This window comes from Bacillus cereus group sp. BfR-BA-01356 (assembly GCF_022663635.1).
GTDB classification, from domain to species: domain Bacteria; phylum Bacillota; class Bacilli; order Bacillales; family Bacillaceae_G; genus Bacillus_A; species Bacillus_A cereus.
The window spans coordinates 1-21,988 of record NZ_JAKUFX010000004.1; the positions used below are offsets into that span (position 1 = coordinate 1).

Here is a 21,988-nt window from a genome sequence, read left to right on the forward strand (position 1 = left end):
GGGTTTATTTGAGATGCTTATTTTTAAGAGTATGCTTTTATTTTAGGAATGTTTTGATCCGATGAGTCGAAAGCTCAGGTTGTGCTCACTCTTAAGTTGATGGGCATGGGGACGCTACAACAATAACGAAATTACAAGAGAGAAATGAGAAAAAAGAGTGAGTAAAGCACTATGCGTACGCATAGTGTTTTACTTGTGGTAAAATAAGAGCAGGAAACTCCTAAAGGTTGTATTTTACTGAAGGAGAGAAAAGTAAAATAAGAGGTATATGTATATATGAATAAGCGAACAGCGTTAATACTTGGTGCAAGTGGTTTAGTTGGACAAGAGATAACGCGTCTATTACTTGAATCAGATTACTACGATTCGGTTACTATTTTTGTAAGAGAGCCAATGCAATTGCAACATGAGAAGTTACAGCAGAAACAAGTTGATTTTTCGGTATTAGAGGAATATAAAGAGTTCTTTGCTGTGGATGATGTTTTTAGTTGCTTAGGAACAACAATAAAAAAAGCAAAAACAAAAGCAAATTTTAAAAAAGTAGATTATGAATATACGTTACGAGCTGCTTGTTTAGCTGAAAAACAAGGGGTACAAAATTTCCTTGTCGTGTCTTCTATGGGAGCGAATCCTAAATCATTTTTCTTTTATTCACAAGTGAAAGGGAAAATGGAAGAAGAATTGCAAAAGTTAGTGATCGGTGGTATTCACATTTTTAGACCATCATTATTAGTAGGAAATCGACAAGAATTTCGTTTCGGCGAACAAATGGCTGAAAAGTTATCTCGTATTATTCCTTTTATCTTTAAAGGGGCTTTCAAAAAGTATAAACCAATTTCAGCTAAAGATGTGGCGAAAGGGATGTATATAACCGCGCTGCGAGAAGAATCGGGTATCCATACTTATAATTCAAATGAAATTACAACGATAGAATAAATAAAACCGGGAAGAATGACTTCTCGGTTTTATTTATTCGTATGAATTTTCCCTGGCGCTCGCTTGTATTGATATGGTTCTTGCAATTCAAAGCCAAGTTCATTGGCCGCTATTCTCGGGAAGTACGGATTGCGAAGTAACTCACGTCCGATGAAAATTAAATCAGCTTCGTTATTGTTTAAAATTTGCTCTGCTTGTACTCCGGTCGTAATTAATCCAACTGCACCAGTTGCAATGTTAGCATGCTCTTTAATATGTTTAGCATATTGTACTTGATACCCAGGATAAACATCGATGCTTGCAGGGACAACAGCTCCAGAGCTACAATCGATTAAATCTACTCCTTGTTCTTTCATCCATTTTGTATACTGAACATAATCTTGAACTGTTAACCCTTCAGGATGATAATCATTTGCTGAAATACGGACAAATAACGGTCCGTTCCAAACTTCATTTATCGAGTCAATGATTTCGCGTAAGAAACGATAGCAGTTTTCAGGTGAGCCGCCGTATTCATCCGTCCGTTTATTAGTAAGTGGTGATAGGAATTCATTGATAAGGTAACCGTGAGCGCCATGTATTTCAATAACATCAAATCCAGCTTGTTTTGATCGTACTGCAGCTTGCTGAAAAGCTAATACAGTATTTTTAATTTGGTGTTTGCTCATTTCTATTGGCATTTTCATTGTTTCATTAAATGGAATGGCTGAAGGAGCTAACGCATCTGTTTCTAATTCTGCTTTTCTTCCGGCGTGAGCGAGTTGAATGGCAGCTTTTGCGCCGTTATCATGTATAAAAGTAGTCGTTTTATGTAAGCCTTCAATTAGGTTGTCATCCCAAATACCTAAGTCTTTGTTAGAAATTCGTCCTTCAGCTAACACCGCAGTTGCTTCAACCATAACTAAACCTACTTGGCCAGCAGCGCGAGTTCCATAATGAATGAGATGAAAATTCGTAACGCTGCCATCCTCATTCCCCGAGGAATACATACACATAGGCGACATAACGATACGATTTTTTAGTGTAACGTTCTTAATTGTATAAGGTGAAAAAAGCTTGGAATTCATCAAATAGCCTCCTTGATTGAATTTTCTTATATTTTACCATTCTCTTTTTTGTTTCTCTAATAAAACGCTTATACGAAAAATTTTGTATATTCGTGTTACAATGACTAATATGAACTGAATTGGAGGATGGCATATGTACCAGGCTTATTATGAAAGCGAATTAGGTTTGCTTGAAATTACAGCGAATCAAGAAGGAATTACGTCTGTTATATTTGTTGATGAACGACAAGAAGAAAATAAAAATGAAATGATAGAACAATGTATAAATGAGTTAGATGAATATTTTAAAGGGAAAAGAAAAGAGTTTACGGTCCCGCTGTCTGCGGAGGGAACAGCATTTCAAAAAAATGTATGGGATGCACTTTATACTATTCCATACGGCGTAAGTGCTTCATATTTAGATATTGCAGAGAAAGTTGGAAATATAAAAGCTGTACGGGCAATAGGAGGGGCAAATAGTCGGAATCCAATTTCAATAATTGTTCCATGTCACCGTGTAATAGGAAAGAGTGGAAAGCTTGTTGGATATGCTGGTGGTTTATGGAGGAAAGAGTGGTTATTAAAACACGAAGGTATTTTGAAATGACGTATGGATGGGAAGAGGGATTGTTTTGAAATGTATAAATTGTGGGCAACCTTGCGAGGAGGAACAGTTAAATTGTGCAAGTTGTCAGCGAAACTTGGATAATGAACAAGAGGAAGGTAGCTCGTTAATAGATAAAGAACTGGAAGTATATGTAGGGAGACAATATCCGTATTACAAAAGGAAATGGGATCTTGAGAATAAGCGGATTGCTAGGTGGAGCTGGAATGGTTGGGCTGCTATTTTCAATATAGGCTGGCTAGGATATCGTAAGTATTATGTACCAGCTGCTTTATTTATGTTGTTATTAGTAGCGTGTGATGCATTTTCGTATTATATGGGATTTAATGTAGCGTTGCCAATCATTAATATGGTGCCTCTTACGTTTTTATTACTCATTTTTATTCTGTTTGGAATGGGGATTTTTGCAAATGGATTATACTATCAATTTGCGGAAAGACGTATATACCGAATAAAAGCAAGAGAAATAAAAGATAAATCAGTTGAAAACTATCTAATCAATGATAGCGGCGGAACGAGCAAAATGGGAGCGACAATTGTTACTATTTTAGCAGTTGCTAGCATATTTTTTAGTCATTTCTTTTTTCCGACTGATCGAGACGTTATTCAAAAGGTTCGTACAAGCTCGCTTTATGAATATCCTTTCTTTTCAATAGGTGAATCTTTCGAAAATTATTTTCAAAATTCAGGTTGGATATATTATCGTGGAACGGAAGGGTTAGAATTAGTAGAATTCCAAGGATATAACACCGGAACGCCAAGACAAAAGGTGAAGATTCAATTTGTTGTCGATTATAAATTAGGTGAAGTGGAACCATACTCACTTATGGTTAATGGTGAATCTAAAACTGAAGAAGAGTTTTTGAAGCTGATGGAAGAAATATTTAAAGTTCAAAATCCATTTGATATAGAGGATGGATTACAAGTAAATGCTATTCAAGAAAGCGGCTGGAAAGAAATTTCCGATCGCTTTTTTCTATGTTTGTTAAAATAAATATTTAAAATAATCAGAATCTTTTGTATAATGAAATATATTATATAGGATTTAACTTATACATATAGATTGGGGGAAGGAAGAATGAAGAGAAAGACAACAACAATTGCTGCACTTGCGTTAACGACAAGTGTATTGGTTGCAGGATGTGGGAATGGTGAGAAGGCTTCGACAACGAAGAAAGAATCGAATAAGGGAATGGCCGATAAACAAGTTTTAAATTTGCTAGAAACAGCTGAAATTCCTTCAATGGATACATCTAAATCAACGGATTCTGTATCTTTCCGTGTATTTGTAAATGCAATGGAAGGTTTATATCGTCTAGATAAAGATAATAAACCAACACCAGGTATGGCAAAAGATGTGAAGATTAGTGAAGATAAAAAGACATATACATTTGAATTACGTGATGCGAAATGGTCAAATGGTGATCCAGTTCGAGCACAAGATTTTGTATATGCATGGCAACGTACATTAGATAAAGCATTAGCGGCAGAATATGCATTCATTTTATTTGATGTGAAAAATGCACAGAAAGTAAATAAAGGTGAATTACCAGCAGATCAATTGGGTGTTAAAGCGAAGGATGATAAAACGTTGGTAGTAGAATTAGAGCAACCAGCACCTTATTTTCTTGAGCTTACGTCGTTCCCTACATTTTTCCCATTAAATGAAAAATATGTGAAAGAGCAAGGAGATAAATACGGATTAGAAGCAGATAAATTAGTATATAATGGACCATTTACAATGAGTCAATGGAAACATGAACAAAATTATCAGTTGAAGAAAAATCCTAATTATTGGGATAAAGATACTGTAAAATTAGACGAAATTAATGTAAGTATTGTGAAGGAAACAAGCACGGGAGTAAATTTATATGATAGTGATCAAGCAGATCGAGTTATTTTAACTTCTGAATTTGTTGATAAATATAAAAAGAATAAGCCAGATGAATTTAAAACGAAGTTAGATCCACGCATATATTTCTTACGTTTTAACCAAAAAAATGCAACATTTAAAAACCAAAAAGTACGTGAAGCGATTGATTTAGCATACGATAAAAAAGGAATTGCTGATGTCATTTTAAATGACGGTTCATTGCCAGCATATTTCTTAGTACCTGAAAAATTCACGACAGGTCCGGATGGAAAAGATTTCCGCTCTGTAAATAAAAACTTCCGTGATAGTAAAGATAATGCAGAGAAAGCAAAAAAATTATGGGAAGAAGCGAAGAAAGAGCTTGGTCAAGATACAATTACGGTTGAATTACTAAACGATGATAACGGTAGCCGGAAAAAAGTAGGCGACTTTATTAAGGAAGAACTAGAGAAAAACTTGCCTGGTATTAAAGTAAATTTGAAACAGCAACCATACAAGCAGAAGCTAGATTTAGAAAAGAAATTCCAATACGAATTCTCATTATCTGCATGGAGCCCTGATTATCCGGATCCAATGACTTATATTGATATGTTTGTTACTGGAAGCTCATTTAATGAAATGGATTATTCTAATCCGAAGTATGATGATTTAGTAGCGAAATCAAAAGGAGAGCTATTAAAAGATGATAAAGCACGCTGGAATGCACTTGCGGAAGCTGAAAAAATCTTAATTGGTCAAGACGCAGCAATTTCTCCTACGTACCAACAAAGTACAGCTTATTTAGAGAAGCCGTTTGTAAAAGGCATTGCTAACCATACGTTTGGCGGGGACTTCAGTTATAAATGGGCATATATTACAAAAAAATAGTATAATGAAAGGTGAGTGAATTTTCGCTCATCTTTTATTTGTATAAGGAGGAATTATAGTTGTTAAGGGGAATCAATCATATTTGTTTTTCGGTATCTAATTTAGAAAACTCTATTATGTTTTATGAAAAAGTATTAGAAGGAGAATTATTAGTTAAAGGAAGAAAATTGGCTTATTTTAACATATGTGGAGTATGGATAGCGCTTAATGAAGAGACGCATATTTCGAGAAATGAGATTCATCAATCTTATACGCACATTGCATTTTCTGTTGAACAAGAAGACTTTAAATGTCTAATACAGCGATTAGAAGAAAATGATGTTCATATTTTACAAGGAAGAGAACGTGATGTAAGAGATTGCGAATCTATATACTTTGTTGATCCTGACGGTCATAAATTTGAGTTTCACTCAGGGACACTGCAAGACCGTTTAAATTATTATAGAGATGAGAAACCTCATATGACATTTTATTAGGGAGGGATAGCATTTGCATGCACTTGTAATTGGTGGAACAGGAATGCTAAAGAAAGTTTCTATGTGGTTTTGTGAGAAAGGATTTTATGTTTCTATTATCGGGCGAGATGAAGTGAAATTAGAAAATGTTAAGCGAATGAGTTCTGCACCAGAAAATATTACATGCCTTTCGTTAGATTATCATAATGATGAAGATGTAAAGCTAGCTATTAAAAGTACAATTGAGAAAAATGGCCCAATCACATTAGTTGTTGCATGGGTACACACAAGTGCAAAGCATGTACTATCAAATATTTGTAAAGAACTAGATTTGTCGTCTAAAACATATAGTTTATTTCATATTTTAGGTAGTAAAGCATCACGTATGCCTGCACAAAAAATAGGGAGTACGCGATGTATTTATCATAGAATTATTTTAGGTTTTATTTTAGAAGATACATATGGAAGATGGCTTACTCATGAAGAGATAGCTGATGGAGTTATAAAAGGGATTGAAAGTAAACGAGCGGAGTGGATTGTAGGGAGAGTTGAACCGTGGGAATTACGACCAACATGGTGAGGGGGAGTAAGAAATGAAAACAACTATATATGTAACAAGGCATGGTGAAACAGAGTGGAATGTAGCGAAGCGAATGCAGGGACGGAAAAATTCTGCTTTAACTGAAAATGGTATAGTTCAGGCGAAACAATTAGGGAATCGAATGAAAGATTTACCAATCCATGCGATCTATAGTAGTCCGAGCGAAAGAACACTTCATACGGCAGAGTTAATAAAGGGGGAACGTGATATACCCATTATAGCGGATGAGCATTTCTATGAAATCAACATGGGTATATGGGAAGGACAAACAATCGCGGATATAGAAAACCAATTTCCAGAAGAAGTGCATCTGTTTTGGAATGAGCCACATCTTTTTCAGTCAACATCAGGCGAAAATTTTGAGGCCGTTTATGAAAGAGTAATTGAAGGGATGCAGCTTCTTTTAGAGAAGCATAAAGGACAAAACATATTGATTGTTTCTCATGCGGCAGCAGCAAAATTACTTGTAGGGCATTTCGCGGGAATTGAAATAGAAAATGTGTGGGATGATCCATTTATGCATAGTGCCAGTTTGAGCATAATAGAATTTGAAGAGGGTATTGGTAAAGTGAAACAATTTGCAGATATAAGTCACTTTCAATAAATGTAAAAAAGGCCGCAAAACGGCCTTTTTTGGGTGGTATAAAAACTAGCAGTTACGTTTTTTATACCAGAAGTGATCGAATTTCTTATTTTTGCAAGATGGGAATTTATGTCCGCCTTTGCAATCATTCCATTTGTGTCCGCTATCGTGACAGTCTTTACCATGATCACATGAATCATCGCAAGAGTGACCGTGTCTGTTAGGGAAGAATTCGCATTTTTTACAGAAACTTCGTTTTGTCCAGAAAAATTTCTTTTCAAAGCGTATGCATTTTGTAATGAATGTACAATGTTTTCTGCGAGTACGTTTTGTAACTAATACGCATTCTTTTCTACGCGTTACTTTCGTAACGAACGTCCATTTTTGAACACGTACACGTGTACATTTCGTAACAAATGTCCATTTTTTTACGTGCGTACATTTTGTAACGAACGTACAATGTTTCACGCGAGTACATCTTGTTCTTGGACATTTACCCCCAGTTGTACATTTACATCCAGTTGTACAATGATGATGAGTGAATTTATCATCATCGCATTCAAAAGTACTTGGATCTTGGTGTAAGAAATCCTCCATCCCAGCACTTTTGATTTCTTCAACAGCTTTTCTAATATCACGTTTCATAGAAATCCTCCTTATCATGTATTAAAGTGAAAAGGTATTCTTTTTCCTTAACATGATATGTATGTAGGCATCTTTCTGAACAGGACAAGAGTGTAATTTTATATAAATAGATGATTGCGGATGTATGGACAAGACAAGGCGCATACATTGAATGAAGAGAACTGAGAAGGGATGAGAAAACATGCTGCCTTCATATGATTTTTTTGTTCATCCAATGTACTTAGTGGAATTGAAAAAGGACATTTGGTCAGATAGTCCAGTGCCAGCAAAATTAACTTATGGAAAAAAGAAGTATGATATTGATATCGTATACCGAGGAGCTCATATTCGCGAATTTGAGAAAAAGTCTTATCATGTTATGTTTTATAAGCCTAAAAAATTTCAAGGTGCGAAAGAGTTTCATTTGAATTCGGAGTTTATGGATCCGTCTCTCATACGAAATAAATTATCTTTAGATTTTTTTCATGATATTGGTGTACTTTCGCCAAAATCACAACATGTATTTATAAAAATTAATGGTCAAATTCAAGGTGTGTATTTACAGTTAGAATCGGTTGATGAAAATTTTTTGAAAAATAGAGGATTACCGAGTGGTTCTATTTATTATGCGATAGATGATGATGCGAATTTTTCATTAATGAGTGAACGAGATAAAGATGTTAAGACAGAGCTCTTTGCGGGTTATGAATTTAAATATTCGAATAAAAATAGTGAAGAACAACTGAGTGAATTTGTATTTCAAGCGAATACTTTGACGAGGGAAGCCTATGAAAAAGAAATTGGGAAGTTTCTACATGTAGATAAATATTTACGATGGTTAGCAGGAGTTATTTTTACGCAAAACTTTGATGGTTTCGTTCATAACTATGCACTATATCATAACGATGAAACAAATTTATTTGAAGTTATACCGTGGGATTATGATGCGACTTGGGGGCGAGATGTACAAGGGAGACCACTTAATCATGAATATATTCGCATTCAAGGGTATAATACGTTAAGTGCAAGATTGCTAGACATACCTGTATTTAGAAAGCAGTATCGAAGTATTTTGGAAGAAATATTAGAAAATCAATTCACAGTTTCGTTTATGAGGCCGAAAGTAGAAGGGTTGTGTGAATTGATTCGCCCATATTTACTACAAGATCCATACATGAAAGAAAAATTAGAAACATTTGATCAAGAGGCTGATATGATTTATGAATATATAAATAAAAGAAGAAAGTATATACAAGACCACTTACATGAATTAGATTAATTTTGAAAGAGATTGAAACGTTATCAATCTCTTTTTTTTGTATAATAAAGATGTATCAATAAAAATGAAGTAATATATTTGATAGAGAATGGGGATGCGGATATATGACGATTAAATGGATTGATTGGGTAAAACAAATACAATCTATAGCTCAAGCGGGTTTAACGTATTCTAAGGATGTATATGATATTGAGCGTTTCCAGCAATTACGAGATATTTCTATTTCAATGATGTCACATTACACGAAAACAGATTGGGAAGTCGTAGAGAAATTATTTGCACGTGAGACAGGCTATCAAACACCTAAAGTTGATATAAGAGCGGTTGTTTTTCAAAATGAAAAGTTATTATTTGTGAAAGAAAAAAGCGATGGGAAATGGGCATTGCCAGGTGGATGGGCTGATGTCGGTTATACGCCAACCGAAGTTGCAGCAAAAGAGGTTTTCGAAGAGACTGGTTATGAGGTAGATCATTTTAAGTTACTAGCTATATTTGATAAAGAAAAACATCAACCCTCTCCATCGGCGACGCATGTATATAAGATTTTCATTGGATGCGAGATTATTGGTGGAGAAAAGAAAACTAGTATTGAAACAGAAGAGGTGGAGTTTTTTGGTGAAAATGAATTGCCTAATTTATCAATTGCTAGAAATACAGAAGACCAAATTAAAGAGATGTTTGCCTACATGAAGGACCCGCAGAAAGAGAAATTAATAGATTAATCCTGCTTGAATTGTACATATTGTTAAAATGAAGATATTGGCAGATTGCAGCCTTTATGTAATAATGGGATGGTATGTGAAGAAAAAAGGAGATAAAAAAGAACATGTTAGCAAACATAATAGATCAGTTATTGCAATTTTTTGCAAGCTTAGGTTACTTTGGAGTAGCTCTTGCTTTAATGATTGAAGTAATCCCGAGTGAAATTGTACTTTCGTATGCTGGCTTTTTAGTAGCGAATGGTAAAATTAGTTTTGTGGGTGCAGTTATCGCCGGAACGATTGGTGGTACTTTAGCGCAAATCTTTTTATACTGGCTTGGATACTACGGAGGGCGTCCGGTTGTAGAGAAATATGGGAAATATCTACTTATTAATAAACATCATTTAGACATAGCGGAAGGTTGGTTTAAGCGTTATGGAGCAGGCGTAATATTTTCTGCGCGCTTTATCCCAGTAGTACGTCATGCGATCTCTATTCCAGCAGGGCTAGCTAAGATGCCATTAAAACTATTTACACTTTATACGGTTGTAGCGATCATTCCATGGTCAATTCTATTTATATACTTAGGTGAAAAACTTGGTGGGAATTGGCGACAAATTAAAGAGTATGCATCTGATTACACACATTACATAATTATAGGAGCTGTTCTTTTTATTGCTCTATACTTTGGTTTAAAGTATTTCAAAAAGAAAAAAGCAGCGCGTTAAAGTCAATGATTTTTCATTGGCTTTTTTTGTTTGTTTCGGTTCTAAAGAAAAGGAGTTGTCCATAATGTGTAATAATAAAGCGTAGCGGAGGAATGTGATGAAAGGGTCACCGTTTATACGTGGAACGATATTTTTAACGATGGCAACGATGATATCAAAAATGTTAGGGTTTATATATGTTATACCATTTACAGCGATGGTCGGTACGAGTGGTTACGTTCTATACACATATGCATATCGTCCTTATACCATCATGCTCAGTATAGCAACAATGGGATTACCGCTAGCTGTTTCAAAGATGGTATCAAAATATGATCAACTGAATGATTATCATACGGTTAAGAGAGTGTTGAAAAGTGGAATCGTGTTTATGTTTATAATGGGAGTCATTTCGTGTTTTACGTTATATATGCTAGCTCCGCATTTAGCTAAACTTGTCATCGATGGGAATGATCAAACGGGGAATAGTGTAGGAGCGGTTACTACTAATATTCGAATTGTAAGTTTTGCGTTAATACTTGTGCCAGTAATGAGTTTATTAAGGGGCTTCTTTCAAGGATTCCAATCGATGGGGCCTTCTGCATTAAGTGTAGTTGTAGAGCAATTTTTTCGGGTTTTAACCATTTTAATAGGAAGCTTTGTCGTTTTATATGTTTTAAAAGCTTCTGTTTCGCTAGCAGTTGGTATTTCAACGTTCGGTGCATTTATGGGAGCTGTAGGTGGATTAACTGTTTTAAGTGCGTATTATATAAGAAGGAGAAGGCACTTAAAGAAAAAAGAGATGGAAAGTATACCACAAACAACGAAATCTTTTTTCTCATTGTATAAGGAGCTCTTTACATATTCTATTCCTTTTGTTGTGGTGGGCTTAGCAATTCCGTTGTATCAGACGATTGATACATTTACAATTAATAAACTACTTATACAAATAGGGTATATGCAAGGAGAAGCGGAAAAAATTAATGCGATAATTGGTCTTGTTCAAATGGTTGTGCTTATCCCGGTATCCGTTGCGACAGCTTTTAGTATGTCTCTCGTACCAGAGATGACGAAAGCTTACACAGCAGGAAATACGAAGCTATTGTACAAACATTTTACGAGAACAAATGTATTAGTAGTAGCAATTACGGTACCGGCGGCAATTGGAATGATGGTGTTAGCCAAACCTGTATATACTCTTTTATTCGGTGCTGGAAATGATCCAGAGATGGGGAGAATCATTTTACAGTATTATGCTCCTGCTTGCATACTATTTTCTCTTTTTACAGTAACGGCTGCTATGCTACAAGGAATCAATCAACAGCAGAAGACGGTGCTAGGACTAGTGATTGGAATTATTGTGAAGATAGTTTTAAATATTGTATTGCTTCCGTATTTCGATTATGTAAGTTTTATCATTTCAACATACGCGGGCTATACGATTTCAGTCGGGTTTAACTTGTGGATGCTTTCTAAATATGTTATAAAGGCAACATAAGCTTTTAAGGCAGAGAGCACTCTGTCTTTTTCTATGTTTATCCCGCTTTAACGGGCAGTGAGACCCTCACCTCAAAATTCAGCGAAAAAAAGAAGTTTGGTTGGGGGCGGATAACCCGTAAAAGCCCGATTTGTAAGGGCTAATAATTGGTGAGGATGAAGCCCCCCACTGATTAAAGTTTCACTTTATAATATTTTTCTTATAAAAACGTTTTCAAAATAATTTTTCTATTGAAATTTAAACGTATGTTTCATATGCTGAGAATGGCGGTTTAAAAACTGTGATTTAAGAGAGGTAGATTCCTACATGTAAAAAGAATCGGGGTGATAGTATGTTAAATATATATTTAACAGACCGAAACGGAAAACTACAAGAGATTGAGGAAATGCAAAAGGGGTGCTGGATTAATGTACTTCATCCAACAGAAGAAGAAATTCAATATCTAGTACAAACTTTAAATGTAGACTTAGATTTCATTAAAGACCCTTTGGATGATGAAGAACGCTCTCGTATTGAAAAGGAAGACAATAATACTTTAATTATCGTGGATATTCCGACAGTTAGACATGATGAAGAAGGAAATTCGATTTATGACACGATTCCAATAGGTATGATTGTGATGCCGGATTGTTTTGTTACGATCTGCTTAGAAGAGAATCCAATTTTTGAACGTTTTATTAATCAACGTATTAAAGAATTTTATACGTTTAAGAAGACGCGCTTTGCACTTCAGCTCTTATATACGATTTCTACTTATTATTTAAGATACTTAAAGCAAATAAATCGAAAAACAATTGATTTAGAGCATCAATTAAATCAGTCAATGAAAAATAAAGAGATTTTCACATTGTTAGGCCTTGAGAAAAGTTTAGTATACTTTACAACGTCATTAAAGGCTAATAAAATTGTAATTCAAAAGTTAATGCGTAATAGTACATTTTTAAAAATGTATGAAGACGATCAAGATTTATTAGAAGATGTATTAATTGAAAATAAACAGGCTATTGAAATGGCGGAAATATATAGTCACATTTTAAGTGGAATGATGAATACTTTTAGCTCCGTTATATCAAATAATTTAAATAGTGTTATGAAACTGTTAACGTCAATTACGATCATTTTATCTTTACCGACGATGGTTTCTAGTTTCTTTGGAATGAACGTAAAGGTTCCGTTTGAAGGGGAAGCCCACGGTTTTGTAATTGTACTCATCATATGTGTAACACTATCTTTCACGTTAGCTTTTGTTTTTTGGAAGAAACGTTACTTTTAACGATAAGAAAGCTGCTCTAGCATAGTTATATAACTACGCTAGAGCAGCTTTTTTGCTATGAAATCTCAAATTTTGAATAGAATATAACTTGTACAATGTAATGTATATAAAGGGTATGTATGCCATATAAACCTTGTTCAATTAATGAAATGGGGTTAAAATTACATATTGTTAATGAAAAGTTGGAGGAAATACATCATGGAATTGTTTCAATTACCGAAAGCATTCCTGCAAATGAATACAATTTTTATCTCCATATTGATCGAAGCACTTCCTTTCGTGCTCATTGGTGTATTTATTTCAGGATTCATTCAAATGTTCGTGACAGAAGATATGGTGGCAAAATGGATGCCGAAGAACCGATTTCTGTCTGTTTTATTAGCTACTTTTTTAGGTATGTTGTTTCCAGGTTGTGAATGTGGAATTGTTCCGATTGTAAGACGATTAATTGGAAAAGGCGTTCCACCATACGCAGGGATTGCATTTATGTTAACTGGACCTATTATTAATCCAGTTGTATTATTTGCTACTTATGTTGCCTTTGGGAGTAGTATGCACATGGTATGGTATCGTTCTATTGTAGCGATTATCGTAGCCATTATCGTTGGAATTATATTATCCTTTATGTTTAAAGAACATCAATTAAGAGATGATCACTTCCCAGAAGTGAATAATAAGCGTCCACTGCGTAAAAAAATGTGGGATGTATGTACACACGCTGTTGAGGAATTCTTCTCAATGGGAAAATATTTAGTACTAGGTGCGTTAATTGCAGCAGCGGTACAAACGTTTGTACAAACTTCAACACTTCTTGCTATTGGACAAGGTCCGTTTTCTTCATCAGCTGTTATGATGGGACTTGCTTATATATTATCACTTTGTTCAGAGGCAGATGCATTTATCGCTTCTTCGTTCCAAAGTACGTTTTCAACAGCTTCACTTGTCGCGTTCCTCGTTTACGGACCGATGGTGGATATTAAAAATATGTTTATGATGCTTGCGACATTTAAAACTAAATTTGTAATTGTTGTTATAGTTACAGTTACTCTTGTTGTTTATGCAAGCTCACTACTCATTTATGCGATGGGGTGGTAGGTTATGTTTCGAGCATATATATTATTAGGTTTTACAATATTAATTGCGCAGCTTCATATTTCCGGTAACATTACGAAGTATATCAATATGAAGTATGCCTATTTATCAACAACAGCAGCAATTATTTTAGGTTTCTTAACGATTATACAAATTATCGTCGTTTTCCAAAAAGAGCACCAAAAGGAAAAAGAGAAAAATGATTGCAGTTGTGACCATAGCCATTGCGGGCATGATCATTCAAAAGATGAGAATACATGGTGGAAAAAAGCATTTTCGTACTCCTTGTTTTGTTTTCCAATTATCTCAGGGTTATTTTTCCCAATTGCGACGTTAGATTCGGATATTGTTAAAGCGAAAGGATTTCACTTTCCTGTTGCACAAGCAGAAAGTAAGGATCCATTTATGACAAGACAATTTCTAAGACCTGATACGAGCATTTATTACGGGAAAGAAGGATACCGTGGTGTAATGGAAAAAGGGAAGAAAGAGTTTGTTACGAAAGACAATATTAATTTGAAAGATGAAGACTTCCTAAAGGGTATGGAAACAATTTATAATTATCCTGGCGAGTTTACTGGGAAAAAATTATCTTTTAAAGGGTTTGTTTTTAGGGATGATTCTTCTAAAAAAGAACAATACTTCTTATTCCGTTTCGGTATTATACATTGCGTAGCAGATTCTGGTGTGTATGGTATGTTAGTGAAAAAGCCAGAAGGCGTAGAGTGGAATAATGATGACTGGATTCAAGTAGAAGGAGAGATAACTACTGAGTTTTATCAGCCGTTTCATGCGAATATTCCTGTATTAGAAGTAACAAAATGGAATAAAGTTGAACAGCCGAAAGAACAATATGTATTTAGAGGAGCCGATTGATAAAATCGGTTCTTTTTTGTGGACTAAAAGTTCTGAATGTTGTTAATATTAAACGTGTAGTTCATTTAGTATAGTGATTATTGAAATATTAGGGATAAATCATTAAAGGGGTGATAACAATGACAGAAGTAAAGGGGAAAACAGCCAATGAGTCAAGGGTGTTCAAAACGAGCCGAGTATTCCCAACAGATTTAAATGATCATAACACGCTATTTGGTGGGAAGATATTAGCGGAGATGGATATGGTTGCTTCTATTTCAGCATCCAGACATTCGAGAAAGGAATGTGTCACAGCATCTATGGACTGGGTCGATTTCTTACATCCTGTTCGTTCTTCAGATTGTGTTAGTTATGAATCTTTCGTAATTTGGACGGGAAGAACTTCGATGGAAGTGTTTGTGAAGGTAGTAGCTGAAGATTTAATTTCAGGTGAGAAGCGTATAGCGGCAACGTCATTCGTTACTTTTGTGGCACTTAGTAAGGAAAATAATCCAGTTCCAGTACCGCGTGTTATCCCTGAAACAGAAGAAGAGAAAGAATTACATCGTATTGCTGTGTTACGTGCAGAACAGCGTCATATACGTAAGGCAGAGAGTAAGAAAGTAGCCACATTGTTAACCTTTTGAGATGAATATTTAGCCATTTAAGTTACTATAGCAGTCGGAAATGGTTTTAAAATGAAAAGCGGACACCTAAAAATAGGTGTCCGCTTTTATAGTTTTTTCATCCACATATCATATGACAGTAGCTACTTAGCAGAAGCAAGCAGCACCGACGATGATTAAGAGGATAAATAATACGACTAATAGCGCAAATCCATTACCATGTGCGAAGCCCATTGTTATTTCCTCCTTTTATTTTAAGATACAACATACAATATGCAAATGAGCTATTGTTTGATATGGACATATATCATGCAATGACATATTTTCTTGAATGATAATGTAATAAAAAAGGGAAGATATAGAAATAACAGTAAGTGGAGAAAGGAATTTATCCATGAAGCACTTTTTCGCTATAATCCTTTGTTTAATAGGTGTATTCATTTGGATGAACATCGATGTGGAAATGGGGAAGGAAATGGCTAGTGAATATGAATTAGGACAAGTTCGATTAGGTGAATTTCAATTATATACGAACGGTGAAGAGTTATATAGAAAATTATTTGAGGATATAAACGATGCAGAAAAGTATATATATATCCATTTTTATATTGTAGGAAAAGATGAAATAAGCCAAGAGTTTTTACAGTTATTAGAGAAAAAAGCATCTAGCGGAGTAGAAGTGAAATTGTCAGTCGATCGGATAGGTGGATATAAGCTGAAGAAAAAGGTAATTAGCCGATTAAAGGAAAACGGTGTGAAGTTTACATTTAGTAAAAAACCGAAACTGAAAAATGTGTTCTATTCTTTGCATCAACGGAATCATAGACGTATTGTTACGATAGATGGAAAGGTATCATACGTCGGTGGTTTTAATATCGGAAAGGAGTACCTTGGACAAAATCCAAAGTTTGGGCCATGGCGTGATTATCACGTGCGCATCCATGGTGAGGGTGCAGCGGATATGGAAAGAAAGTTCGCCGAAGATTGGAAAGAAGATACAGGAGAAAAAATGCCTATACATGAAAGTATACCTACATTAGGGAATGTGAAATATCAATATTTATTTTCAAATGGAAAAGGCTTATGGGAAAAGTATGGGGCACTTTTAAAAAAGGCTAAAAAGTCTTTAATTATCGCTACACCATATTTTGTACCAAGTAAAGAAATGGTGAAAGAGTTAAAAGCTGCATTAAATCGTGGTGTTAATGTGAAAATTCTCGTGCCATTTAAAAGTGATGCCATATTGTTAAAACAAGCTGCCTATCCATATTTGAAAGATATGTTACATGCTGGAGCGGAGATTTATCAATATCGAAATGGATTTTTTCATGGGAAAGTAACAATTATTGATGGAGAAATTGTTGATATTGGGACAGCGAATTTTGATAATAGAAGTTTTTATTTAAATTGTGAGTCTAACTGTATCATATATGATAAAACAGTTGTTGATGAAGTATGGAGTCGATTACAGGTAGACTTTCATAAATCAAAACGATTTTCTGAAGAAGATTTTGAGAAAATTAGTAGATGGGATTGGTTTTTAGCGAGAATAGCGAATGTTTTAGCATCATATTTATAGTATATGGACAAAAGAGAAGGGAGGCGCTTTAATGGACTGTATGAAAGAATTAATGAAATATAGTTATATGCTAATATACAAGGTTGGAGAGTATGCTGGAAAGGTCAGAGACGAAGAATTAAAAAATCTATTACAGCACCATTTACCATATATGTTACAAGCATATAATGAACAAGTAAATTTTCAAGAAGGAGAGAATGTGCAGCATATAACCTGTGAAACAATGGAGTTTGATTTGCATGAAATGGGAAAGGAAACAGTTAGTAAATATACAGGGGATATTCATATTGCAACCAGTTATATTGCGCATTTGAAACGATTAGCTTTAAAGTTTGCTCAAGTTGCAGTGGAAGTTGCTAACCCAGAGTTTCGCTCATTTTTGGAAAATTGTTTCCTGAAAATGAACCGTTACGCTTATAGTGTGTGGCAATATGTTATGAAGAAGGAATATAAGATTACACATCTATATGAAAATGAAAAGTTTGCATGAGAAACTAAGGCGAAATGGTATGCGCCTTAGTTTTTTTTACGTCTATTGAGAGAAAAAACTAGTTTTATTGTGTATCGATTGGAAATGAAATATATAAATTAAAATTAGGTTTTGTTATCGGAAAATTTACAAAAATTTACCGTATATTTACTGTTTTTCAATCTCTCCTTTAAAAATAGAGAGTAATATGAGGTTGTACATATTCTATCACAAGGAGGAAACGCAAATGAACAAATGGGTTAAATCATTAACTGCTATGGCACTTGCAAGTTCTTTATTAATGGTAGGTTGTAGTAAAGGTGAGGACAAGAAGAAAGAAGACGACACAACAACACAACAAGAGGACAAAAAGGATAAAGAAACAAGCGGAACCGAGAAGTCTACTGATTCTAAAGAAAAGAAATAAAGTAATAATAAAGCTTCCTCTTATATATGAGGAAGTTTTTTTGTTGTAAATTGACTGAGATTATTGAAAAATAGAAAGAGAATGAAAGAGGGGGAAAACAAATGAAAGTATGTATATTGGGAGCAACAGGACGAGTAGGTTCAAACATAATTAATTTAGCATTAAAGGATTCAGCTGAAGTGACTGCATTAGCGCGTGATTTAAATAGAATAGAAATACAACATGAAAGGTTAAGAGTGATAGAAGGGAATGTATTGAACGAAAATGATATAAAGAAAGCGATAGAAGGAAGTGATATAGTAATTAGTGCACTTGGAACGGATCAAAATGGAACATTAGCGAAGAGTATGCCACAAATTATAAAGAAAATGGAAGAAGATGGGGTTCGTAGGATCATAACAATAGGAACAGCTGGTATTTTACAAGCAAGAACAGATCTAAATTTATATCGTTTTCAATCAACGGAATCAAAAAGGAAAACGACAACGGCAGCGGAAGATCATTTGGCTGCATATAAGGTACTAAGTAATAGTAATAATTTATGTTGGACAGTTGTTTGTCCGACACATTTAATAGATGGTGAGGCGACAGAGGTATATCGAACTGAAAAAGATATATTGCCAGAGGGTGGATCAAAAATTACAGTGGGTGATACAGCACACTTTGCATGGGATCTATGTAAGAAAAATATATATGAAAATAGTCGAGTAGGTATTGCATATTAAAAAACCATCCCGAAGTCGGGATGGTTAAAAGATGATATAACACAAGAAGATGATAATCATAATGATTTGGAGAATTGCTTTCGCTACTGTACTGCTTAAAAAACCAACTACAGTAGCGACTCCAACTAGAAAAGCATCTTTTGGCGATTTTTTATGTACTAGTTCTGTTATAAATACTGATAAGAACGGTATGATAATAAGTCCGAATGGTGGGAAGAAGAACGAGCCGACAATGATAGAAATCATTCCGACACGTTCACCCCATTTAGAACTACCGTATTTTTTTAAGAAATATCCATTTGCAATAAAATCAGCAACGAAAATGAAAAGAGTGAAAATGACTTGAATAATCCAAAAAGAAGTTGTTAATTCGCCTCCATTTATACCGAAATGGTAAATCAAATATCCAGCCCAGACAGCTAGTATGCCAGGGATAATTGGATAAATAAAGGCGAGAAATGAAACAACGAAACAGGCAATGATACAAATTGTTAATAAAACAGTCACTTTATAGCTCCTTTTTAATATCTAGTTTATGTACAGCAACTTTTTTGACTTGATGTCCATCAAGTTCTAATACTTTAAATTGAAAACCAGCGTATTCAATGGAATAGCCAGCTTCAATATTTAAGTCAACTGCTTGAGAGAGAAGCCATCCTCCGATTGTATCTAAATCACTATCATCAATATGTAGGCCAAACATATCATTTACTTCAGAAATAAGCACCTTTCCATCTAAAACAGTAAGCTTAGGTGTACGCTTTTCAATCATAGGTGATTCATCAGCATCGAATTCATCTTGAATTTCTCCAATGATTTCTTCAAGAATATCTTCCATCGTTAAAAGTCCGGCAGTACCACCATATTCATCCATAACGATTGCCATCTGAACGCGATTTTTTTGAAGGTGGACTAACGTTTTACGAATTGGAACTGTTTCAAATACAGTTAGAACAGGATGTATATAAGATTCAAGTGGTTTATAAATACCTTTCGTTTGATCATGGAATACTTCTTTCGTATTGATCATCCCAATGATATCATCTTTATCTTTTTCAATGATTGGATAGCGTGTATATTTTTCAGTAGCGACGATATCCATATTTTCTTCTAACGTATTTTCAGTAGACAAGCAAATCATTTCGGTACGAGGAACCATAATTTCTTTCGCAACTCGATCATCAAATTCAAAAATGTTATTTACATATTTATATTCGGTTTGGTTTATTTCACCGCTTTTAAAACTTTCACCTAAAATGAGTCGCAATTCCTCTTCAGAATGAGCAAGTTCACTTTCCTTCGCAGGTTCTAATCCGAGTAGTTTTGTGAAAAATATAGCTGTACTATTGAGTAGCCAAATGAATGGATACATAATTTTATCAAATAAAATAAGCGGTCTTGCAAATTTGAGTGTGATTGCTTCTGCTTTTTGAATTGCGAAAGACTTTGGAACTAATTCACCTAATACAACGTGGAAAAATGTAATAACACTAAAAGCAATAACAAAAGATAAAGTGTTAGCCATTGTTCCAGTAATATTAATTTTTTCAAAGAGCGGTCGTAGTATATGTTCCACAGTCGGTTCACCAAGCCAACCAAGCCCTAAAGAAGTGATTGTAATTCCGAGCTGACAAGCTGATAAATAAACATCTAAATTAGATAGGACGCTTCTTGCAGCTAAAGCTTGTTTATTACCTTCATTTGCAAGTTGGTCAATTCGACTTTTTCGTACTTTTACAACAGCGAATTCTGATGCAACGAAAAAGCCAGAAATAAGAATAAGTACAAAGATGAGAAAAATATTTAATATGTCCAAGCGTGTTCTCCATTCCAAGGTCTGGAATAAAGATGTCACCTCCTGCAATTATGTTATACTTTTATAATAAATCCAAATGAAAAGAATAGTCAAAGGAAAAGGGTAAATATTGGTATGTTTCTGTAATAGTTTTTGAATTTGCTGTTATTTTGTCCGCTATACAAAAGGAATAACCCCCTACTTTTAGATTATAGAGGGTTATTTTAAATTAAGGTTTTGGAACACTTCTCGTTAAAGTGTATGACTGTTGCTTGGAGTAGTTTGTGGTCCATAGTGTTTGAAGGAAAGAAAGTATGCTATATGGGATATAGAGTAGTAATAAGCCGATTGTAACAATTATAGGTGAATTTCCGCCAAATTGAACGATAAATTGTAACAGTCCATTTGCATGAAAAACGCATTCCATAAAAACGAATGAAAGAATAATGGAACCTAAAATTGATTTATGATTTGAAGTAAGCGCTAAAAACAATGTGTCTACAAGAAAAGAATCATGTTTTATTTCATATTCATTTGTGTTTTTTAAGAAAGGAATCCATTTTTTTACTGCTTGCATAACGATAATCATGGAAGTACTACATACGATGATAAATGATGAGTAGTAAGGAAGGTTTATAAATTGTGCGATGTATAGAAGTAGTAATAAGACTGAACATTGTAATACTACAGTGCAAAAAGAGTAAGGTATCCATTTCAATACAGTAGTAAACTTTTTAAACGAGTTAGGTACTTTTAAAAATAAATGGCCGATACCCAAACTTATGAAAAATCCGATCGCAAGGGTAAAAGTAAAACGAACAATCGATATAAAATATATTTCCCATATGTAAGGGAATAATGGTGTTGAATGATTAGAAGTATGTATCATTTGGTTTGCTGAGAAAAAGATAGATTCATGCATCCAATCAACCTTTGGAATTGATATAGAAGAAAGCTGTGCGAAGTTTTGAAAAATGCTAATAAATCCATTTTGATAAGAGTAATTGTGTGTAATAAAAAGAGCTGGAATAGGACTTATGGCAAAAATAAAAATAACACCAATTATAAATTTACATATATGTGAGCGTAATAAGGACATATAACCACCTACTCTTAGAATATTCAGAAAATTCTTATTCCTATTTTAGCTTTTTTTGAAAGAAGTTACAATATATTTTTCATTTAGTAATTCAGAGAGAAGATTTGATAGCAAAAATATACAAGTGAAGGATTCATGAATAAATTATGACAAGAAAATGAATAATTTTCAGAAAAATAAAATAAATTATTTATTTTTTTCTGAAAATATAATATAGTTATGGCACAGAAAGTATTTTAACATAAGGAGGCTT

The 21,988-nt window shown here is 34.3% G+C and carries 25 protein-coding genes; 19 read left to right on the top strand and 6 right to left on the bottom strand.

The features are described 5' to 3' along the window. The first annotated feature begins 276 nt into the window (after nt 1-276). Nucleotides 277-936 (top strand): oxidoreductase, encoded by a 660-nt coding sequence (locus MR168_RS02530; RefSeq protein ID WP_001042735.1) that lies wholly within the window; start codon nt 277-279, stop codon nt 934-936. A 29-nt stretch (nt 937-965) separates the two neighbouring features. On the opposite strand, the gene namA is transcribed toward MR168_RS02530, so the two are convergent. Beyond that, nucleotides 966-2,003, bottom strand: a complete 1,038-nt coding sequence (namA, locus tag MR168_RS02535) for an NADPH dehydrogenase NamA (protein WP_016122352.1) — start codon at nt 2,001-2,003, stop codon at nt 966-968. A 133-nt stretch (nt 2,004-2,136) separates the two neighbouring features. Between namA and MR168_RS02540 the strand changes: the two genes are divergently transcribed. The 6 genes from MR168_RS02540 (at nt 2,137) to MR168_RS02565 (ending at nt 7,007) form a co-directional block, all read left to right on the top strand. Continuing rightward, nucleotides 2,137-2,589: a methylated-DNA--[protein]-cysteine S-methyltransferase gene (locus tag MR168_RS02540; RefSeq protein ID WP_000283907.1), complete on the top strand. Its 453-nt coding sequence runs from the start codon at nt 2,137-2,139 to the stop codon at nt 2,587-2,589. Nucleotides 2,590-2,596: 7 nt separating this feature from the next. Next, complete coding sequence (locus MR168_RS02545; protein ID WP_002023926.1) at nt 2,597-3,601, top strand: DUF2628 domain-containing protein; 1,005 nt, start codon at nt 2,597-2,599, stop codon at nt 3,599-3,601. An 84-nt stretch (nt 3,602-3,685) separates the two neighbouring features. Next, the gene (locus MR168_RS02550) at nt 3,686-5,347 is read left to right on the top strand and encodes a peptide ABC transporter substrate-binding protein (protein WP_000824278.1); all 1,662 of its coding nucleotides are present in this window, start codon (nt 3,686-3,688) and stop codon (nt 5,345-5,347) included. 59 nt (nt 5,348-5,406) lie between these two features. Further along, nucleotides 5,407-5,823: a FosBx1 family fosfomycin resistance bacillithiol transferase gene (gene fosB, locus MR168_RS02555; RefSeq protein ID WP_000943774.1), complete on the top strand. Its 417-nt coding sequence runs from the start codon at nt 5,407-5,409 to the stop codon at nt 5,821-5,823. Nucleotides 5,824-5,836: 13 nt separating this feature from the next. Further along, nucleotides 5,837-6,382, top strand: coding sequence for a short-chain dehydrogenase (locus MR168_RS02560; protein WP_000543106.1), 546 nt, complete (start codon nt 5,837-5,839; stop codon nt 6,380-6,382). A 13-nt stretch (nt 6,383-6,395) separates the two neighbouring features. Next, nucleotides 6,396-7,007: a phosphoserine phosphatase 1 gene (locus MR168_RS02565; RefSeq protein ID WP_000858832.1), complete on the top strand. Its 612-nt coding sequence runs from the start codon at nt 6,396-6,398 to the stop codon at nt 7,005-7,007. Nucleotides 7,008-7,052: 45 nt separating this feature from the next. Here MR168_RS02565 and exsB read toward each other — a convergent pair whose 3' ends face one another. Further along, on the bottom strand, nt 7,053-7,631 hold the full coding sequence (gene exsB, locus MR168_RS02570; RefSeq protein ID WP_000817498.1) for an exosporium protein ExsB: 579 nt from the start codon (nt 7,629-7,631) through the stop codon (nt 7,053-7,055). Nucleotides 7,632-7,812: 181 nt separating this feature from the next. Between exsB and cotH the strand changes: the two genes are divergently transcribed. The 8 genes from cotH to MR168_RS02610 all read left to right on the top strand — a co-directional run bounded on the left by cotH (nt 7,813) and on the right by MR168_RS02610 (nt 15,662). Further along, nucleotides 7,813-8,889 (top strand): spore coat protein CotH, encoded by a 1,077-nt coding sequence (gene cotH / locus MR168_RS02575; RefSeq protein WP_000938001.1) that lies wholly within the window; start codon nt 7,813-7,815, stop codon nt 8,887-8,889. 104 nt (nt 8,890-8,993) lie between these two features. Further along, entirely contained in the window at nt 8,994-9,611 is a 618-nt protein-coding gene (locus MR168_RS02580; RefSeq protein WP_000153583.1) for an NUDIX hydrolase N-terminal domain-containing protein, read from the top strand. A 104-nt stretch (nt 9,612-9,715) separates the two neighbouring features. Then, nucleotides 9,716-10,318, top strand: a complete 603-nt coding sequence (uptA, locus tag MR168_RS02585) for an undecaprenyl phosphate transporter UptA (RefSeq protein ID WP_000880691.1) — start codon at nt 9,716-9,718, stop codon at nt 10,316-10,318. A gap of 97 nt (nt 10,319-10,415) precedes the next feature. Beyond that, the gene (locus MR168_RS02590; protein WP_000678845.1) at nt 10,416-11,795 is read left to right on the top strand and encodes a putative polysaccharide biosynthesis protein; all 1,380 of its coding nucleotides are present in this window, start codon (nt 10,416-10,418) and stop codon (nt 11,793-11,795) included. Nucleotides 11,796-12,126: 331 nt separating this feature from the next. Then, on the top strand, nt 12,127-13,068 hold the full coding sequence (locus MR168_RS02595; RefSeq protein WP_000932389.1) for a magnesium transporter CorA family protein: 942 nt from the start codon (nt 12,127-12,129) through the stop codon (nt 13,066-13,068). Between the two features lie 198 nt (nt 13,069-13,266). After that, nucleotides 13,267-14,163: a permease gene (locus tag MR168_RS02600; RefSeq protein ID WP_000418716.1), complete on the top strand. Its 897-nt coding sequence runs from the start codon at nt 13,267-13,269 to the stop codon at nt 14,161-14,163. A 3-nt stretch (nt 14,164-14,166) separates the two neighbouring features. After that, the gene (locus tag MR168_RS02605; protein WP_000488043.1) at nt 14,167-15,036 is read left to right on the top strand and encodes a TIGR03943 family putative permease subunit; all 870 of its coding nucleotides are present in this window, start codon (nt 14,167-14,169) and stop codon (nt 15,034-15,036) included. Between the two features lie 119 nt (nt 15,037-15,155). Continuing rightward, the gene (locus MR168_RS02610; protein ID WP_000141164.1) at nt 15,156-15,662 is read left to right on the top strand and encodes an acyl-CoA thioesterase; all 507 of its coding nucleotides are present in this window, start codon (nt 15,156-15,158) and stop codon (nt 15,660-15,662) included. 126 nt (nt 15,663-15,788) lie between these two features. Here MR168_RS02610 and MR168_RS02615 read toward each other — a convergent pair whose 3' ends face one another. Further along, nucleotides 15,789-15,875 (bottom strand): YjcZ family sporulation protein, encoded by an 87-nt coding sequence (locus MR168_RS02615; RefSeq protein ID WP_000505094.1) that lies wholly within the window; start codon nt 15,873-15,875, stop codon nt 15,789-15,791. Between the two features lie 160 nt (nt 15,876-16,035). Here MR168_RS02615 and cls point away from each other — a divergent pair, with 160 nt between their 5' ends. From cls to MR168_RS02635, 4 genes are all read left to right on the top strand, one after another. Further along, entirely contained in the window at nt 16,036-17,220 is a 1,185-nt protein-coding gene (cls, locus tag MR168_RS02620) for a cardiolipin synthase (protein ID WP_002023919.1), read from the top strand. A 31-nt stretch (nt 17,221-17,251) separates the two neighbouring features. Beyond that, the gene (locus MR168_RS02625) at nt 17,252-17,710 is read left to right on the top strand and encodes a spore coat protein (RefSeq protein WP_000340527.1); all 459 of its coding nucleotides are present in this window, start codon (nt 17,252-17,254) and stop codon (nt 17,708-17,710) included. A 226-nt stretch (nt 17,711-17,936) separates the two neighbouring features. Continuing rightward, the gene (locus MR168_RS02630; RefSeq protein ID WP_001045960.1) at nt 17,937-18,116 is read left to right on the top strand and encodes a hypothetical protein; all 180 of its coding nucleotides are present in this window, start codon (nt 17,937-17,939) and stop codon (nt 18,114-18,116) included. A gap of 101 nt (nt 18,117-18,217) precedes the next feature. Next, a complete protein-coding gene (locus tag MR168_RS02635) occupies nt 18,218-18,841 on the top strand; it encodes an NAD(P)-dependent oxidoreductase (RefSeq protein ID WP_000861645.1) in 624 nt (207 codons plus the stop codon). 24 nt (nt 18,842-18,865) lie between these two features. On the opposite strand, the gene MR168_RS02640 is transcribed toward MR168_RS02635, so the two are convergent. From MR168_RS02640 to MR168_RS02650, 3 genes are all read right to left on the bottom strand, one after another. Then, entirely contained in the window at nt 18,866-19,348 is a 483-nt protein-coding gene (locus MR168_RS02640) for a DUF456 domain-containing protein (RefSeq protein ID WP_000217339.1), read from the bottom strand. 1 nt (nt 19,349) lies between these two features. Then, a complete protein-coding gene (locus MR168_RS02645; RefSeq protein ID WP_000353738.1) occupies nt 19,350-20,657 on the bottom strand; it encodes a hemolysin family protein in 1,308 nt (435 codons plus the stop codon). A 208-nt stretch (nt 20,658-20,865) separates the two neighbouring features. After that, nucleotides 20,866-21,735 (bottom strand): hypothetical protein, encoded by an 870-nt coding sequence (locus MR168_RS02650; RefSeq protein WP_086412786.1) that lies wholly within the window; start codon nt 21,733-21,735, stop codon nt 20,866-20,868. Between the last annotated feature and the right edge of the window lie 253 nt (nt 21,736-21,988).